Source organism: Moorena sp. SIO3I6, from assembly GCF_010672095.1.
This window is the reverse complement of the sequence record NZ_JAAHHU010000125.1, coordinates 1-17,785: the sequence shown is the minus strand read 5'-3', so window position 1 is coordinate 17,785 and position 17,785 is coordinate 1. Positions and strand designations below refer to the sequence as shown.

Genomic DNA, 17,785 nt, shown 5'->3' with positions numbered 1-17,785 from the left:
TAAATGCACAACAGCTTATACTTGAGCCAGTTATAGGGTACCTAAATTAATTGTGATAATTTTTGTTCATCGTTCCCTACTCCCTACTCCCTGTTCCCTGTTCCCTTTTCTATACCAATTACCCTTGAGTCTTCCAGAATTGGGCAACGCCTTGATCTCTAACTAATTGCCCGATTCAATCGGTGTCAAACTAATCACAGTACGTTGGATGAACTACCCCGCCCTGTAGAGGGACGGGGTTTCAGCAGACCCGTCCTGAGAGCGTGATTTTTGACGCTTCATCTTCCCTAGTTGCTTCATCGATCCAGTATGCTTACTGGTCTTTGAAGTAGAGCTAGAAAATCCACGTTTATCGAGGTCATTCCCGTACCCCGGCTGTTTTCCTAATGCTGCGTTGTACATTACCATTGTGCTGGTTTTGTCTCGTGGAAATTCAAACCCGCACTCATCACAAACGTGGTAACGATTGGAAATATCAGCCCATTCTTTATGAACTTTACCACATTTTGGACAACGTTGTGATGGCTTCAATTGCTTGGTAGGTAATTGAAGCACGATCCCACCTTTTAGTTCGATTTTGTAGGTCAGCATCTTATTAAGAGAACCAAAACCAACATCAAGGATAGATTTATTCAACCCAGCTTTTTGTCTTTGGCGTTTTGAGCTGTTCTTAGCTTTACGAGTCATTCCTTTCGTATTGAGTTTTTCAGTTACGCCGATGTCATAACGACTAGCTAAATCTGACGTAACCTGGTGTTGCCAGTCTTTACGCTGATTACCAATTTTACGCTTGAGTTGAGATTCTCGTTTATTGGCCTTTTTCCAGCGACTTGATGGCTTCACTCGCTGTCTACGATTAGGAGCGCGTTTTCTACGTTTAGCCTTGCCAGCATTTTTTAATAATGGTTCTAAAGTACGAGTAAAACGCTGATTTTCAATCTCGTTGAACTCAGAACCATCAAAGGTAGTAATAGCTGTTTCTGTTCCTAAATCATAAGCTACAACCGACTCATAGCTTAAGTCTGACTCAGCTCCATATAATGGTTCAGGTGTATCAACTTTTAGAGTGATCGATGCAAACCATTGATTTAATCGTGGTTTGTAAACAACAGTCAAAGTGGTTGGCTTACCCCAATATTTAGCCTTACCTCGCATCCTGATTTTAATTTTAAGGTCATTCAGGATAAGAGTTCCATGTTTTCCATTACTGTTAACTTTCCAGCCAGAAGCACTGGGGTAAGTCCATCCAGAATAGTCCCTAATAGATTTAAATCTTGGGAACTTTCTTAGTCCACTGAAAAAACTGTTATAAGCTAGGTCTACCCGTTTAACTGTTGCCTGTAATGATGTGCTGTAAAGACCTTTATATTCCGTCCAGCATTCCTTGAAGGCCGGTAGAATATTTTGTTGTTCAAAATAACTAACGCTTTTCTGGTTTACTTTCCACTCATAGCGACGATGAGCCAGACAGGCATTGTATAACAATTGATGCAAAGAACGAGCGTAGAATAACTTGGATTGTTGTGATGCCGTTGGGTACAATCGAAATGTCTGTCTTAACGTCGCCACAGTGTAATCACCTCCTTAGTTTTCTTCAGTCGCGCTGATTAGACGACAATCAATGTAACACAGATTCCGGAAGTTATGGCACGACTCCAAATGTATTGTATTCTGTGGTGGAGCGCCATTATAAAAAGTAAAAGAATATATCAAAAATCCATCTGGAGGATGTGGGGAAACAGTTGTTGAGGGGGTCTATCCATCCCCACTAATCACGAGGGATGGGGAATTTCGACCCCCTCAAACACCCCCCAATTGTTAAATGCCAGTTAATAAGTTTACGGTCACACCTGGCTCTCAAAAGCAACCAAACTAATGACTAACGACTAATAACCTATACATCTGGTGCATTATGCCAGACAATAAAGTCACACTCATCTAGGGGTAGCGTAGAGTCTTATAATTTGGAAACCGTGCAATAATCGTGTTTACCGTGACTGGATAATCTTTCCCTATGGTGCAAGTGCCTGACTCTACCGCCGAACTCGCTGCCCTCCTCAACGAACCGATGGATCTAGATTTCCAACTCCCGGATCCAGAGGATGAGGAAATTCAGGAAACTGACTTTGACCAGCTAGTCGATCACGCTTGGCGAGTATGCGATCGCGTTGACCTACAGACCGATATCTGGCGGGGACGGATTCTACGAGTAGTAAGAGACAGGGAGAAAAAAGGGGGTGAAGGAAGGGGAGCTGGATTTTTAAATTGGCTCAAAAGTCGGGAAATCGGTAAGAGTCAGGCTTACTCCCTGATTGAACTGGCTAACAGTGCCGATACTCTGTTAACCGAGGGTCAGCTTAGTCATGATGCCATTAATAACTTCAGTAAACGGGCATTTGTGGAAACAGCTAAGTCTGCTCCCGAAGTCCAGCAGATGGTGACAGAACGAGCTCAAAAAGGCGATCGCATTACCCGCCGGGAGGTCAAACAGGCGTCTGATCAATGGACTGCCATGTCCTCAGAATTACTACCAGAGGAAGTTAAAGAAAAATCTGCTGAAGGGGGTCTCCCATCCAGTTACCTGGCTCCATTGGTCAAAGAGATGGAAAAGCTGCCAGAAAGCCACCTGATTCCATTACAAGAAGCAATTGCTACAAACCCAGATGTGGACACCGTTAAACACGTGACCTCAGATGCCCGTTGCTTAGCCAAGTATCTAGATGCATCTGCCCAAGTCCAAGCTATTAATCACACATCCTTGGATATGGAACTAGCTTTAGATGAAGCGCTACGGCTTGAGTGTTTAAACACTGCTGCTGATTTAGTGAAACAAGCCTTGGCACTAGAAAAGACTGTTGGCAAACTCTATACTACCTGGAAGCGTTTAGGTAGCCTGTCAGACCGATTGTATGTAGATACCGGGGCAAGTACTCCCCACTTGCGATTGCTGCTGACCTGTATGGATCGTCTAGCGGGTGACGTGATTGAAGTTCCTTTGGACGAGAGTGGAGAGCAGCTGATTCGGCTGAAAGTTATGAGCGAAACCTAAGCTATCAGCATAAGCGCTACGCGCACGCTACGCGAACAGCTGTCAGCCGTCAGCCGTAACTCAGACCTTACGTTCCCGTAGCGCTGCCTTTGGCCTTAGCTTACCTCTTTTATTCAAAATCACATCAAGTAGCGTGGACACAAGTCCTTGGCTGATAGCTGAAGGCTGATAGCTGAAGGCTGAAGGCTGAATGCTGAAGGCTGAATGCTGAATGCTGAATGCTGAATGCTGAATGCTGAATGCTGAATGCTGAAGGCTGAATGCTGAATGCTGAATGCTGAATGCTGAATGCTGAATGCTTACCTCCAATTACTAAGGGGAATTGGTAGTTCATTAAGCTATTGGCCAATAATGCCCATCTTAATAGATAATAAACGATTGTTGTAGCCTAGAAAAAGGCTAATAAATCTATCGATCAGGGGATGGACGACGATTTGGCTGTGAAAATAAGGCGTGCAGGCATGAAAGACAGTTTAGATCAGATGAGCGAGAATATACCAAAATTTTCTACCTTAGTAGACCTGCTACGTTACCGAGCAATACACCAGCCGGATCAGATCATCTATTCATTTCTACTGAACGGGGAAACCCCAGACCGCTACCTTACCCATCAACAGTTAGACAACCACGCCCAAGCGATCGCATCGGAGCTTCTACACCAGAACGCAAAAGGGGAGCGAGCTTTACTACTCTATCCACCCGGTTTAGAGTTTATCACAGCTTTCTTCGGCTGTTTGTATGCAGGAGTCTTAGCCGTTCCAGCTTATCCCCCCCGCTCGAATCAAAATTTGTCCAGGCTAGAGGCAATTGTGGCAGATGCTCAGGCAAAATTTGCCCTCACTACTACCCCTCTATTAGAGAAAATAGAGACTCAGCTAGCTGACAATCCAGCCAGTGCTGTCGCGCGTGGCCCGCGCGCCAATAAGCAACTGAAGTGGCTGGCTACTGACAAGACGAGGGGTGTGGGGATACCTCCCCACAAGCAACCTACGAACCATGAATCAGATTGGCAGCACCCGGAATGTAACGAAAAGACCCTGGCTTTTCTACAGTACACCTCTGGATCAACGGGTAAACCCAAAGGAGTAATGGTTAGCCACGGGAATTTGCTATACAATTCAGCCTTGATTAATCGGTGTTTCCAAGATACACCCCAAAGCAGGGGATTGTCGTGGTTACCTGCTTACCATGATATGGGACTGATTGGCGGCATCCTACAACCTCTTTATGTCGGTCTTCCGATGATCCTGATGGCTCCAGTAGATTTCCTGCGCAAGCCTTACCGCTGGCTAAAGGCAATTTCGAAATACCAGGTGACTACCAGTGGTGCTCCGAATTTTGCCTATGAGCTGTGTGTACATAAAATTACCCCTAAGCAATTAGAAACCCTTGACCTGAGCAGCTGGCACATGGCCTTTACGGGTGCTGAACCGGTTCGAGCTTCCACATTAGAGCGATTTGCTAAGAAATTTGCCCCTTGTGGCTTCCGTCGGGAAGCATTTTACCCCTGTTATGGCATGGCAGAAACCACATTATTAGTCACTGGAGGCTTGAAAGACCAACCTCCCGTGGTAAGGGAATTTGAAGGGGAAGCTCTTGAACAAAATCGAGTGGTTCCCCTGCCAGAAAATCGTCTCAATCAGTCTAATGGTCAGTCTAATGGTCAGTCTAATGGTCAGTCTAATGGTCAGTCTAATGGTAATGTGCCGACTCGAATCCTGGTTGGGTGTGGCCGGACTTGGTTAAATGAAAAAATTGCGATCGCAAACCCCCAATCCCTCACCCAAGTCGAAGCCGGTGCTGTAGGAGAGATTTGGGTAAAAGGTCCAAGTGTTGCTCAAGGCTATTGGAATCAACCAGAGGTGACGGAAAAAACCTTTAATGCCTATCTAGCTGATACTGGTTTAGGACCATGGCTGCGTACTGGTGATTTAGGATTTATCCAGGATGGCGAGTTGTTTGTAACAGGTCGTCTGAAGGATTTAATTATTATCCGGGGTCGCAACCATTATCCCCAAGATATAGAATTGACGGCGGAAAAGAGTCATCCAGCTCTTCGCCCTGCCTATGGCGCAGCTTTTTCTGTGGAAGTGGAAGAGGCTGAGCAATTGGTGATTGTCCAAGAAGTTTCCAGGAATTACCTGCGGAAACTAGATGTCGATCAAGTGGTTGAAGCAATCCGGAGTGCCATCTCCCAAGAATACCAGCTTCAAGTCTATGCTGTGTTATTGCTCAAGACCAATAGTATTCCCAAGACATCCAGTGGCAAAGTACAGCGCCATGCTTGTCGAGCTGGATTTCTAAACAATAGCTTGACAGTTGTAGGGCAATGGAGTTTGGCACAACAGCCAACCATTGCCCCAACTAAACCAGAAAAAGAACTCACCACTAATACTATCGGCCTTCAGCAAAGCTCCAAATCAATTCAAAAGTGGATAATAGATTGGCTAGCGCGAGAAACAAAACTTCCTCCCCAGTCTATTAACATCAGCAAGTCTTTTGCTGATTATGGTCTAGATTCAGTAACAGCAGTTGAACTAGCTGATGATCTCGAAGAATGGTTAGGGGTGCCTCTGTCTCCTACACTGGCTTATGATTATCCCAATATCGAGTCCCTTGCCCAATATCTGGCGAAAGTAAGTCAACAAAGCAACTCAAACCAGGGGGACAGCCCAAGAAAAATCGAACCGAGAGTTTCGAGTGCAGGTAGTGAGATGCAACAATTATGGGAGGCACAGTTCCAGAATCTGGATCGGTTCACCTCGATTCCCTTTTATCGTTCACCCGTAACGGTTAAATCGATTGCCTCCAGTGGTGATCAAGAGGTAGACCAACTCTTAGCTGAGTTGGAAATGCTTTCAGAAGCACAAATCCAAGAAATTCTGGGAAAACCCATCAAATAATTCCTAGATCTATGTTTCGATCTATGTTGCCAGTGGATGATATTGCTAAGCGGATTGCCAATCTCTCCCCCGAAAAACGCGCCCTTCTTGAATTGCAGCTGCAAAAGAGGAAAGGCTTAAAAGAACCTATTGCTATTATCGGGATTGGCTGCCGCTTTCCAGGTGCCTCTTCCCCAAAATCATTCTGGCAACTGCTCAAAAATGGTGTCGATGCTATTACTGAAGTGCCACCAGAGCGTTGGGATATCGAGAGATTTTACGACAAGGACCCCACAGCACCAGGCAAAATGTATTGCCGTTATGGTGGTTTCCTGGCGCATGTTGATCAATTTGATCCAGAATTCTTTGGCATTGCTCCTCGGGAAGCTACCTATATCGACCCCCAGCAGCGACTACTGTTGGAAGTAATTTGGGAAGCACTAGAGGATGCAGGCCAAGTGTCTAGCCAAATCAGTGGAAGCCAAACGGGGGTCTTTGTTGGCATTTCCACTAATGATTATGGTCAGCTGCTTCTCCAAAGTCCAGAGGTGGTGGATACCTATACCAATACTGGTGTAGCTTCCACTATGGCAGCTAATCGCATTTCCTACCTACTGAATTTCAAAGGGCCAAGTCTAACGGTTGATACGGCTTGCTCCTCATCCCTAGTCGCTGTTCATTTGGCTTGTCAGAGTATCTGGAATGGTGAGTCAACCGTAGCCATAGCAGGGGGAGTGAATTTGATGCTAACCCCAGTGGTGACGGTTGGGTTGAGTAAGTTAACGGCTTTATCTCCCGATGGTCGCTGTAAGGCATTTGATTCCCGTGCCAATGGCTTTGTCAGGGGCGAGGGCGCTGGGGTGATAGTAGTAAAGCCCCTATCCAAAGCCCTGATCGATAAAGATCCAATTTATGCTGTGATTCGAGGCAGTGCGGTGAACCAAGATGGGCGCACTAATGGGCTAACTGCTCCCAATCGAGACGCTCAGGAAGCTGTTCTAGTCTCGGCCTACCAGCACGCGGGCATTTCACCTTCAGATGTGCAGTATGTAGAAACCCATGGCACCGGAACCCTACTGGGAGACCCGATTGAAGCGATGGCCTTGGGAAATGTCCTAAAACGCGCTCGCAAAGCGGTTCCAAAGGAACATCGCTCTGACAATAACTCTGATAATAACTCTGATAACTACGGTGCGTTATCAACCCATCCTACCAACAAGCCTGTTGCGATTGGCTCGGTCAAATCTAATATTGGTCATCTAGAAGCAGCTGCTGGTATTGCTAGTTTAATCAAAGTTGCCCTATCCCTCAAGCACCAAGAACGTTTACCCAGCCTCCATTTCCAGGAGCCAAATCCCCACATTCCCTTTGATGAACTGCCCCTGCGAGTACAGCAGCAACGGGAGCCTTGGCCATGGGATGTTATTCCCCCATTTGCTGGTGTAAGTTCTTTCGGTTTTGGAGGAACCAATGCTCATGTGGTGCTACAAGGAGCGCCAGAGTTGACAAAAGCGACAAGTAATGATAGAGACCAAAACGATCAAGACCAAAACTATCATCTATTTACCTTGTCTGCCAAAACAGCAACCGCCCTGCAAACCCTAGGAAAGCGATACATAGACTTCATAGCATCTGAGCCATCAAGCACACTGGCAGATATTTGTTTGACCAGCAATAAAGGGCGATCGCATTTTAACTATCGTCTAGCCCTCCTAGTCCAATCCACTGACCAGTTGCAGCAACAATTGACCAAGTTGACAGAAAGCGAAACCATTTCGGATAAAATAGCACAAAATAGCCCTACTCCCCCCGAAATCGTTTTCCTCTTTACCGGTCAAGGCTCTCAGTATAGTGGTATGGGACGGCAACTCTACGAAACCCAACCAATATTTCGGGCGACTCTCGACCAATGCGCCGAAATTCTGCAATCCTATTTAGAACAGCCGTTACTGGATGTCCTGTATGCTGAAATCTTCAGCGACAATAGTGACAACTCAAAACTGAATCAAACCGCCTACACCCAACCGGCATTGTTTGCTCTAGAATACTCCCTGGCTCAGTTATGGCGGTCTTGGGGAATCGAACCAACTGTGGTGATGGGTCATAGTGTTGGGGAATATGTGGCAGCAACTGTAGCAGGAGTCTTTAGCTTAGAAGATGGGCTAAAGCTGATTGCCCAAAGAGCGCGTTTGATGCAACAGTTGCCAGAAGGTGGTGAGATGGCGGTGGTGTTGACCAATGAGCAGCAGGTAACTGAGGCAATTCAAGGAGTATCTGACGAAGTCTCAATCGCGGCTATTAACGGTCCGGAAAATATTGTGATTTCTGGGGAAAGTCAGGCCGTTCAAACCGTGATAGCCCGACTACGCTCTCAAAAGGTCAAATCACTAAAGTTGCCAGTCTCTCATGCCTTCCATTCTGCCCTCATGCAACCAATGGTGGCAGATTTTGCCCAGGTATTATCGGAAATATCCTTACATCCTCCCCAAATAGAGATAATTTCGAATTTAACTGGAAAATTAGCCACTGCCGCGATCGCTACGACCGAGTATTGGTGTGACCATGTCCGTGGGTCCGTTAAATTCTACCAGAGCATGGAAACCCTTTATCAACAGGGTTATCATCTGTGTGTGGAAGTAGGACCGAAGCCTAGCCTATTGGGAATGGGCAAAGCGTGCTTACCGAAAGGAAAGCTGACGGCTATACCAAGTTTGCGTCCAGGAAAACCAGATAGTCAGCAAATGCTGGAAAGTTTGGCAAGCCTATATAAACATGGCGCATCAGTAGACTGGAAAAAATTCCATCAATATAACCCCCGTCGCCTAGTTTCCCTACCCACTTATCCCTTTGAACGGCAACGGTATTGGCTAGATACCACTTCAGTAAAACCATTATCCCCGATTTCCTATGGCCAACTCTCTACTCCATCCTATGGGGATTGGTTGTATGAGATAGCATGGCGACCTAAGGATATAGATGTATCTGATATATCTACTGATGTATCTACTGATATATCTACATCTAGTACAACTTGGTTGATTTTTACTGATAAAGGGGGCTTTGGAGAAACATTAGTTCAACAGCTGGAAGCAAAACCCGACCGGATTTTGCTAATTTCCCCTGGCTCAAGCTATCAACAATTACAAGCAAACCATTACCAAATTAACCCAGCGCAACCGCAACAGTTTCAGCGTCTGTTAGCTCAACAAGTCGCATCCCTAACAGCAACATCTGTGATTGTGGTTCATATGTGGAGTTTAGATACTCCCGCACTGGATCAGTTCCAAACATTTCCCCTAGACGCCACCTTAGAAAACGGTTGTGGTAGTGTCTTGCATCTGCTGCAAGCGTTAGTTAAAGCAGAATTAGCTCAACCTCCCCGTCTGTGGTTAGTTACCGAGGGCACACAACCCGTAGCATTAGAGAAAAAAGGTAAGACGAAAAAATCCCTACAGATTGCCCAATCTCCCCTATGGGGTTTAGGGGCAGTTATTGCCCAAGAACATCCAGAACTTTGGGGAGGAATAATAGACCTAGAACCAAGGGAGGGGAATGAGCAGCACTACCAAGAGCAATCATTAATGCTGCTCAAGCAGATATTACGGCCAGAGGGAGAAAACCAATTTGCTTTGAGGGATGGACAATCCTATGTGCCTCGCCTGATTCATCAACAGCAACAGTCCCAACCCCCCACTTTACCATTGCAGCTAAAACCAGATAGCACCTACTTAATTACCGGTGGTTTGGGGTCACTGGGGTTAAAGGTAGCTGAATGGATGGTCGATAAGGGCGCAAGGTATTTAGTACTGGTAGGACGAAGCCAACCAAATCCTAGGGCGTCAGAAATAATTGGGAAATTAGAAGAACAAGGTGTGATGGTGGTCCTGGAGCAGGTGGATGTATCCCAGGAAGCACAAGTTAGGGACTGTCTCAACAGAATTCAGGTTTCCCTACCCCCCCTCAAAGGAATTATCCATGGTGCAGGGGTCCTAGAGGATGGGGTGCTGCTGCACCAAGATTGGGCAAAATTTGCCAAGGTGATGAAGCCGAAAGTTGAGGGAGCCTGGAATTTACACAGGTTGACTCAGGATATAGCCCTAGAGTTATTTGTACTATTTTCCTCCGCTACTTCTATCCTAGGTACCCCTGGTCAAGGAAACTATTCCGCAGCTAACGGATTTTTAGATAGCCTCAGCCATTATCGACGACAGCAAGGTGCAAGCGCTTTAAGTATTAATTGGGGACCTTGGGCTGAGATGGGTTTAGCCGCTAGCGTCGGTAAACGGATGGCAATGCTGGGAATCGAGCCGATTCAAGCACCACAGGGATTACAGATACTCGAACAACTTCTGGCACAAGATGGGGCTCAGGTGGGGGTATTACCGGTAGAGTGGTCAAGGTTAAAGGAACGACTACCGGTAGAGTTACCGTTATTCCTATCAGAGGTAATCACAACAGAAACACTACCGCCTCAGGGGGATGGGGAAAACGACAATTCTGGGATTTTTGATCAACTGCTCGCCAGTACAACAACCCAACGGGAAGCGTTATTAAAAGATTACCTTAAGCAACAGATTGCTAAGGCTTTAGGGATAAGTCGGGAAATCTCAGGGTCGAGCAACCTGATGGATTTGGGTGCTGATTCCTTGATGATTGTAGAAGTACTCAATGCCTGTAAGAAAGACCTGAAGATAACCCTTTATCCTAGGGAGTTTTATGAGCGACCAACGATTACAGCTCTATCTGAGTACTTGGCTTTGGAGATGGAACGGCTTCATCAGCCCCAGCCAACGGAAACTTCATTGACGACTACTAGTCTCTCAGATATTAAGAATTGGGCTAATCCTTGGGCATGGAACAATAGCGAACGCAAATTTACCAAACCCACCCAGCGCAATCGGAGCATGGTGTTTGTGCTATCTAGCCCTCGGTCAGGCTCCACCTTACTGCGGGTGATGCTAGCTGGTCATCGGGATTTATTCTGTCCACCAGAATTACACCTATTGCCCTTTGAAACGATGGCTGAGCGCAATCAATCCTTGGGTTCAACTCACTTAGGAGAAGGGTTAGCGCGAGCTTTCATGGAAATTATGAACCTAGATGCCCAAGCCAGTACAACACTGGTGGAGGAGATAACCCAGCAAGACTGGTCAATTCAGAAGGTTTATGGCAGGTTACAGGAACTAACGGGTAAACGTACTCTTGTGGATAAGTCTCCTACCTATGCTGGCAGTATTGAAACCCTAAGGCACGCGGAAGATTTATTTGAAGAAGCGAAGTATATTCATCTGGTACGTCATCCCTATGCGGTAATTGATTCCTTCGTGAAAAATCGGATGGATAAAATCTTTGGTATTGATGAGGTAGACCCTTATTGGCTAGCAGAGGAAGTTTGGACAACCTGTAACCGTAATATCCTAGATTTCTTCGAGGAAATTGCACCATCCAATCATCATTTAGTGTATTACGAGGAACTAGTCAAGCAACCTGCTAAGGTGATGGCAAGGTTGTGTGAGTTTCTCGGTATTCCTTTTGATGAGGCGGTTTTACAGCCTTATCAAGGCCAGCGGATGACCGATGGAATTCATCCCCAATCCCTACCGGTAGATGACCCCAATTTCCGCAACCATAAGCAAATTGATTCGGCTTTGGGAGAAGTTTGGCAGCAAATCCAGCTCCCCCAGCCTTTAGGGAAATTTGCCCAAGAAGTAGCGACACGGTTGGATTATCAATTGCCGTTACTGGTTGAACCTTCAGCCCAAGGATCTAACCTACCCAACTCAAACACTAAGGCCGAACAACCTTCTAACCTTCAACCTTCTAACCTTCAACCTTCTAACCTTCAACCTCCTAACCTTCAACCTCCTAACCTTCAACCTCCTAACCTTCAACCTCCTAACCTTCAACCTCCTAACCTTCAACCTCCTAACCTTCAACCTTCTAACCTTCAACCTTCTAACCTTGGCCTTTCGGCCAAGCTACGCGAACAACTTGAACCGATGCAAGAGTCTTATCTAGACGTGCGGGGTTTACAGCTTTGTCTGTGTAGTTGGGGTCCGGTGGATGGAGATTTAATCCTATGTATCCATGGTGTTTTAGAACATGGAGCGGCTTGGGAAGAAATTGCTGGTCCCTTGGCAAGGATGGGATATCGAGTCGTTGCACCCGACCAGCGAGGCCATGGACGTTCCCAGCATGTGGGGATGGGAGGGTCTTATCAATTAATCGATTACTTGGGGGATTTGGATGCGATCGCTTTTGGCACGGCAGAGCCGAATGCAAAAGCACTGACAGACCAGCCATTTATTCTAGTCGGTCATTCCATGGGTGCTGTGGTTGCTGCCACCTTTGCCAGTGTCAGACCGGAAAAGGTCAAATCCTTACTATTGCTGGAGCCGGTGCTACCAGGGGAAGAGAAGGAGGATGAAACGGCTCAACAGTTGGCAACTCATTTAGATTATCTAGCATCCCCACCCCAACACCAGGTCTTTGAGGATATCCAAGCTGCTGCTAATCGTCTGCGCCGCTTAACCCCCAACCTCTCTGAAGAATTGGCATTAAAACATGCTGAACGACTTACCGAACCTGGTGAGGGTGGTGTATGCTGGCGCTGGGATCCAAGACTGCAAGTTCGTACGGGAATTGGTTTAAGTGGAACAGCGTTTAATCGAGATAAGTACACACAGCTACTGAGTCAAATTAAAGCTCCCACTACCTTAGTTTATGGCAATAATAGTAACTTTAACCGAGCCGAAGACATAGCTTTGCAACAAGCTGCAATACCTCATGCTAAAACAGTAACACTATCAGGAGGACATAACCTCCATGTTGATGCACCAGATGCTATAGTTGCAATTATCGCCAACAACCGATTAAACCTGAAAAATTAAAAAGTGACAAGGTAACAAGTAAAAGGCAAAAGGTAACAGGTAAAATTAACAATACCAATTACTAAATATAGCTTTTATCATAGCTATGAGGTACACATTATTTTTGCCCTCTTGCCTATTGCCTATTGCCTCTTGCCTGCTCCCTACTCCCTGCTGCCTCCGCTATACTAAAAAATGACTAATATAGAGCTTTTATGGGAAATCCCCTTATCCATACTCTCCTTCATTTTTTCCCGCATCCTAAGATTTGTGATGCAAACTATCGGGGGATACTTTACCTCCAAAAAAAACACCAAAAATCTTGAGTGGCAACTCGTCTCAGCCGAGTTTTTAAAAAAGCCCATCAAATTAATTTGGGCAATGAGTCGAGCTCGTTGGAATCTTCACGCTATTATTTCTCTAGTTGGACCGATTCAGGTCAAAGAAGTAATTAGCTTTGATGCGAGTGCAGCTAAACAATCAGCTCAATCCTGGACATTAGTAGTTTACAGTCTACCAGATTTTGAAACCATAACTAATATCAGCTCCCTCACTGTATCCGGAGACAACCAATGGGAATCCGTGAGCTTGAAACCAGGTAAATACTTATTAGGTTTGCGGTATTATCATTGGTCAGAGACAGTAGAGCAACCTACTGTTAAAGCAGATGGTGTTAACGTCGTAGATGCCAAGCAAATTAACGCCCCTACTGATATCAACAGCTTTTACCGTGACCTAATTAAACGAAAAAATTTGCTTCATGTTTGGTTAAATTATTATGTTTTCAACCTGTTGCGTTTTAAGCAATGGTTACCCCAGGCATTTGTTAAAAAAGTTTTCTTACCGGTACCTAATCCAGAAACCAAATTTTACTATGGTTCCTTTAAAAAAGGAGAATCGATTCAATTTAAACTAGCACCATCGCTGTTAACAAGCCATGATATTTACTACAGCTTGTACAGCCGTGAATGCTTTGCTCTAGATTGGTACAAAATTACTGAAGCGGAACATAGAACATCTGCTACTGATCAGAAGTCTATTTATATTGTTCGGATTCATCCGAAATTTGAGCGAAACGCTTTATTTGAAAATAGTTGGGTGAAGATAGCCGTTGTTTGAAGTAATAGCTTGAAGTAGTACTTAGTCTTGTAATCCCAATAATTCCAATAATTCCAAATGCTGGTTAAAAACCCCCTTTAGAATCTAGTATAATTTAGTCCTTGAGGTAGCTACTTTGTTGATTTAGACACGGTTTGTATCACCGCTACCTAAGGGTAGTTTTGGCTAAAGGGGGATTAGTGAATCAAAGAGGATTAAATAGGATTTATGATCACCACTCCTCTTGTTTCGTTCTGCTGTGAAAAGTCAAGACTGAAAAGTTAATACCAACTACCAGTCAAGACCAATTACCACCCGTTCTGGCGAAGAGTTAAGCTGTTGCCATCAAAATCCTTAAAGAATGCTAATAGAACTCCTCCACCAACATCTTGAATCGGTGAAACCTCAATCCTTCGAGACATCAGGAAATCGCTAGCTTCCTCTATATTGTTTACAACTAGTGTTAGTGCTGCTTCTCCCGTTCCTGTAGGTTTGCTTTCGTAGACGCCAATTTTGGTGCCAGGCACCTTGGGGTAAAAGAACTGCGTCCAACGGTATGTATCCTGGGAATGATCCCATTCCATGCCCAAAAGCTCATGGTAAAAGAAGATGGCTCGGCCGAGATCGGCGACATTTACTTTAGATACGTAGCCCGTTACGAGCTCATCCATAGGGGGTTGAGCAACTGCGGTGCTTGTCCATCCAGAACTTAACAGAACAAAAACACTGATCAGTACTATGACTGTTGCTGTTTTTAGCTTTTGCAATAATTTTTGCATCATCTTCATTTTTAGGTTATCCTTATCTAACCTTTTTTGGTGTGGTCTACTCCTAGGACATTTAAATTTAGATTTCATAGAGAAATATTCAGAGGCTAAGCCTTGTTATCACTAGACCTCTAAAGCTCATCTAAAAATCAGTAAATTTAAATGTCCGTTAGCTTCAGGTTTGTTAACTTCAGCCAACCAACAATTATTAGTATACACAGACTTATAGAAAGAAGACATAACCTTAACCAAATAAGTAACAAATCTTCAATATTTTTTATGGTCATAGTTCTAAATCCTATACGGAGTAAAGGATTCAGTATTTTTAAATAAGCGACGCATCAAGACAAGGACTTGACAATTTTTGCGAAACTTAGTAAACAAAGGGTACTTTACATTAATAATTATTTAAGTTTTAGTTAAACTTCCAGTTACTATCTTGGGCTCCAACCAATTAGTCTCTCTAGGAATTAAAAGATTCAGTAATGTTCGTTAAAATCATTGACAAATCAGGAGGATATGTTATTTTAGCAGTTGTTTAATAGTTATAGCAGTCGAAGTAAAGGTTAAGACATATTTCTGTTCCCAGATCCGCTGTTCCCAGATCCGCTGTTCCCTTTAAACGAAAATACTATGTCATAAACTATACTTCCCTTGCTATAAAGCGCAGGGCTATAGGATTTAGGATATTACTCTGAAACTATCTCGATTGGTAACACTACTGTAAATGTCGTCTTTCCAGGCACCGACTCCACCTCAATCTGACCCTGATGTTTATCCACAATCTTTTTGACAATATCTAGGCCCAAACCACTACCTTCTCCAGGGGGTTTAGTCGTAAAAAAAGGCTGAAATATTTTTGGTATAATTTCCGGGGGAATTCCTTTAGCACTATCATTGAAACTGACTTTTATCTGATCATCCTGCTGTCTGACATCAATGGTTAAGGTTCCCTTACTATCCATAGCTTGAATGCTATTGTGAATCAAGTTCGTCCAAACTTGATTAAGTTGGTCGGGATAGCAAAGAATAGCAGGCAAGGAATCCTCATAATTTATGATTACTTCTACACCGTATTTGAGTTGGTTATAATAGAGAGTTAAAATAGTATCAATCCCTTCAATAATATTTGCCTCTATCTTGTTACCACTAGAATCATCATGGGCATAATTTTTCAGGGCAAACACCACTTTAGCAGCTCGTTCAGCAGCGGTAACAATGTTACGGGTACTGGTTTGGAGATTAGCAAATTGATAGGCAGTTTGTAAAATTTTTTCTCCCTCTGGGTCTTTCAGTAGAGGCAACAAAGGGTGTAGGTCGTCCCAAACCCCAATTCCTACTAAAATATTGGCGAGTTTTGCTGCTTTCTGAATCGAGTGGGATGTCATCTGGCCGGTCAAGGCTTTTCTGATTTGACGTTCCGAGTAGATAAAGGAGTCGTTTGTTGGCTGGAGCGTTCTAGTAAGGTAAAGAAATCCGATTGGCGTTCCTTGGAAAGTGCTTGAAAAAAGGAAGGTAACTGCTTGAGGTGGTGAGCTAAAAAGTTAGCAAGATTCCTAACTGAGGAGTTAATAGCACCTAAAGGAGTGTTAATTTCATGAGCAACTCCAGCTACTAATTGTCCGAGAGCAGCCATTTTTTCAGATTGGATCAACTCGTCTTGAGTAGCTTGCAGCTGTTGCAGGGTTTCGTTCAGTTCTGCTTCCACTTCCATGCGCTGTTTGATTTCGTTTTTCAGACGTCGATTCTGCTCTTCCAATGTCTTGGTTTGGTCTTCAAGGGTTTTGGTCAAAGAACGCAGTTGTAAATGTACCTTGACTCTTGCTAACACCTCCTGTGACTGAATCGGTTTAGTCAGATAATCGACTCCCCCAAGCTCAAATCCTTTCACCTTATCCTCTATACCGGATAAAGCCGTCATAAAAATTACAGGAATATCTTTGGTTTCGTCATCTGCTTTCAAACGGCGGCAGGTTTCAAAGCCATCCATCCCTGGCATCAACACATCCAGCAAAATTATTTCAAGCCACTCTCACCATTGCGGGCTACCAAAATCGTCAAACCAGCATCTTCCAAATAATCAACAGCTACTCCTAAATTGGTGGGATTATCATCAATCACCAAAATAGTGAAGTTGGTTAAGTCAAGATTAGGGATATTCCTCGTGGTGACACTCATTGCTCTTGTTCCCAGTGCAGATAGTTTTCCACTAAAGCCACAATCTCCTCTTCCTAAAACCCTCGCGCTAAATCTTTGAGTTGATTGGTAATAAGGAATATAGTCATCCAGTTCATCAACATAGATAGCTGTGTCACGAATTTTCCTCATCAAAAATCAAGCGCGAGTTTGCAAACCCCGCCTATGGGCGACTAGGGAAGAGAAACGAGAGACCAGGGCGGAAAAACGAGCCGGGGTATTTATTCCCCCTAAGTTACTTATGATCTGGATATTCAATGGTATTACTTCCCAATCTTCCCCATCCTCTGGTTCAGATCTCTATTTTCCCCAGTAATTCACCAATCTGGCAAAGTTTCAGGTCAATAGCAATTACACTATGTCTAGATTTGGGGATTGAGCCAAGCCTGCGCGAGATCAGCTCTACGCCTAGTAATAATGCCTAGTAATAATATCGTTGCGGTTTATCCTAATGATGGGAAGATGGGCAGAGGGTCAATTGAGGCAAATGATTGAGGCAAATGTAAGTTGTCAAAAATTTTAATGCTACCAGATGATATAAGAGAAGCGTGGGATTCCAATCTCTTTAGGTGCGCGCCTCCTAGGCCGCGAGCAATCCCTCGCGGCCTAGGGTCGCACCTTTTGATGGGTTTGCTAATCTGGAGTTATGCCCTGTAATCTGACCCAGAAACCCACTGACCATTGACTAATGACCAGTAACTATGTCACCAGCCAAAAACAGAACCTTTAGTCTCGACTTTGAAAAGCCACTGGTTGAACTGGAAAAACGAATTAAGCAAATTCGGGAACTTGCAGAAGAAAACAATGTCGATGTTTCTGACCAAATCCGCCAACTGGAGACAAGAGCAATCCAACTGCGTCAGGAAATTTTCAATAGTTTATCACCAGGGCAACGGCTACAGCTAGCCCGTCACCCTAGGCGTC

The 17,785-nt window shown here is 44.6% G+C and carries 9 protein-coding genes and 1 pseudogene; 5 read left to right on the top strand and 5 right to left on the bottom strand.

Translation table 11 applies throughout. The features are described from left to right. Nucleotides 1-213: 213 nt before the first annotated feature. A complete protein-coding gene (locus F6K49_RS26520) occupies nt 214-1,569 on the bottom strand; it encodes a transposase (protein WP_293024896.1) in 1,356 nt (451 codons plus the stop codon). Nucleotides 1,570-2,014: 445 nt separating this feature from the next. Between F6K49_RS26520 and F6K49_RS26515 the strand changes: the two genes are divergently transcribed. From F6K49_RS26515 to F6K49_RS26500, 4 genes are all read left to right on the top strand, one after another. Then, the gene (locus tag F6K49_RS26515; RefSeq protein WP_293024898.1) at nt 2,015-3,049 is read left to right on the top strand and encodes a hypothetical protein; all 1,035 of its coding nucleotides are present in this window, start codon (nt 2,015-2,017) and stop codon (nt 3,047-3,049) included. A 461-nt stretch (nt 3,050-3,510) separates the two neighbouring features. After that, a complete protein-coding gene (locus F6K49_RS26510) occupies nt 3,511-5,952 on the top strand; it encodes an AMP-binding protein (protein WP_293101411.1) in 2,442 nt (813 codons plus the stop codon). Nucleotides 5,953-5,963: 11 nt separating this feature from the next. Further along, on the top strand, nt 5,964-12,821 hold the full coding sequence (locus F6K49_RS26505) for a type I polyketide synthase (RefSeq protein WP_293101409.1): 6,858 nt from the start codon (nt 5,964-5,966) through the stop codon (nt 12,819-12,821). Nucleotides 12,822-12,995: 174 nt separating this feature from the next. Then, the gene (locus F6K49_RS26500) at nt 12,996-13,919 is read left to right on the top strand and encodes a DUF6208 family protein (RefSeq protein ID WP_293101406.1); all 924 of its coding nucleotides are present in this window, start codon (nt 12,996-12,998) and stop codon (nt 13,917-13,919) included. A gap of 287 nt (nt 13,920-14,206) precedes the next feature. Here F6K49_RS26500 and F6K49_RS26495 read toward each other — a convergent pair whose 3' ends face one another. The 4 genes from F6K49_RS26495 to F6K49_RS53600 all read right to left on the bottom strand — a co-directional run bounded on the left by F6K49_RS26495 (nt 14,207) and on the right by F6K49_RS53600 (nt 16,993). Further along, on the bottom strand, nt 14,207-14,680 hold the full coding sequence (locus F6K49_RS26495; protein WP_293024906.1) for a VOC family protein: 474 nt from the start codon (nt 14,678-14,680) through the stop codon (nt 14,207-14,209). A 674-nt stretch (nt 14,681-15,354) separates the two neighbouring features. Then, nucleotides 15,355-16,065, bottom strand: coding sequence for an ATP-binding protein (locus tag F6K49_RS53610; RefSeq protein ID WP_366511382.1), 711 nt, complete (start codon nt 16,063-16,065; stop codon nt 15,355-15,357). After that, the gene (locus F6K49_RS53605) at nt 16,062-16,670 is read right to left on the bottom strand and encodes a response regulator (protein WP_365940132.1); all 609 of its coding nucleotides are present in this window, start codon (nt 16,668-16,670) and stop codon (nt 16,062-16,064) included. The genes F6K49_RS53610 and F6K49_RS53605 overlap by 4 nt, the downstream gene beginning before the upstream one ends. An 11-nt stretch (nt 16,671-16,681) precedes the next feature. Further along, nucleotides 16,682-16,993, bottom strand: coding sequence for a hypothetical protein (locus tag F6K49_RS53600; RefSeq protein WP_365940129.1), 312 nt, complete (start codon nt 16,991-16,993; stop codon nt 16,682-16,684). Nucleotides 16,994-17,562: 569 nt separating this feature from the next. On the opposite strand from F6K49_RS53600, the pseudogene F6K49_RS26485 reads away from it, so the two are divergent. Beyond that, nucleotides 17,563-17,785: pseudogene (locus F6K49_RS26485) on the top strand (acetyl-CoA carboxylase carboxyl transferase subunit alpha); the annotation flags it as partial.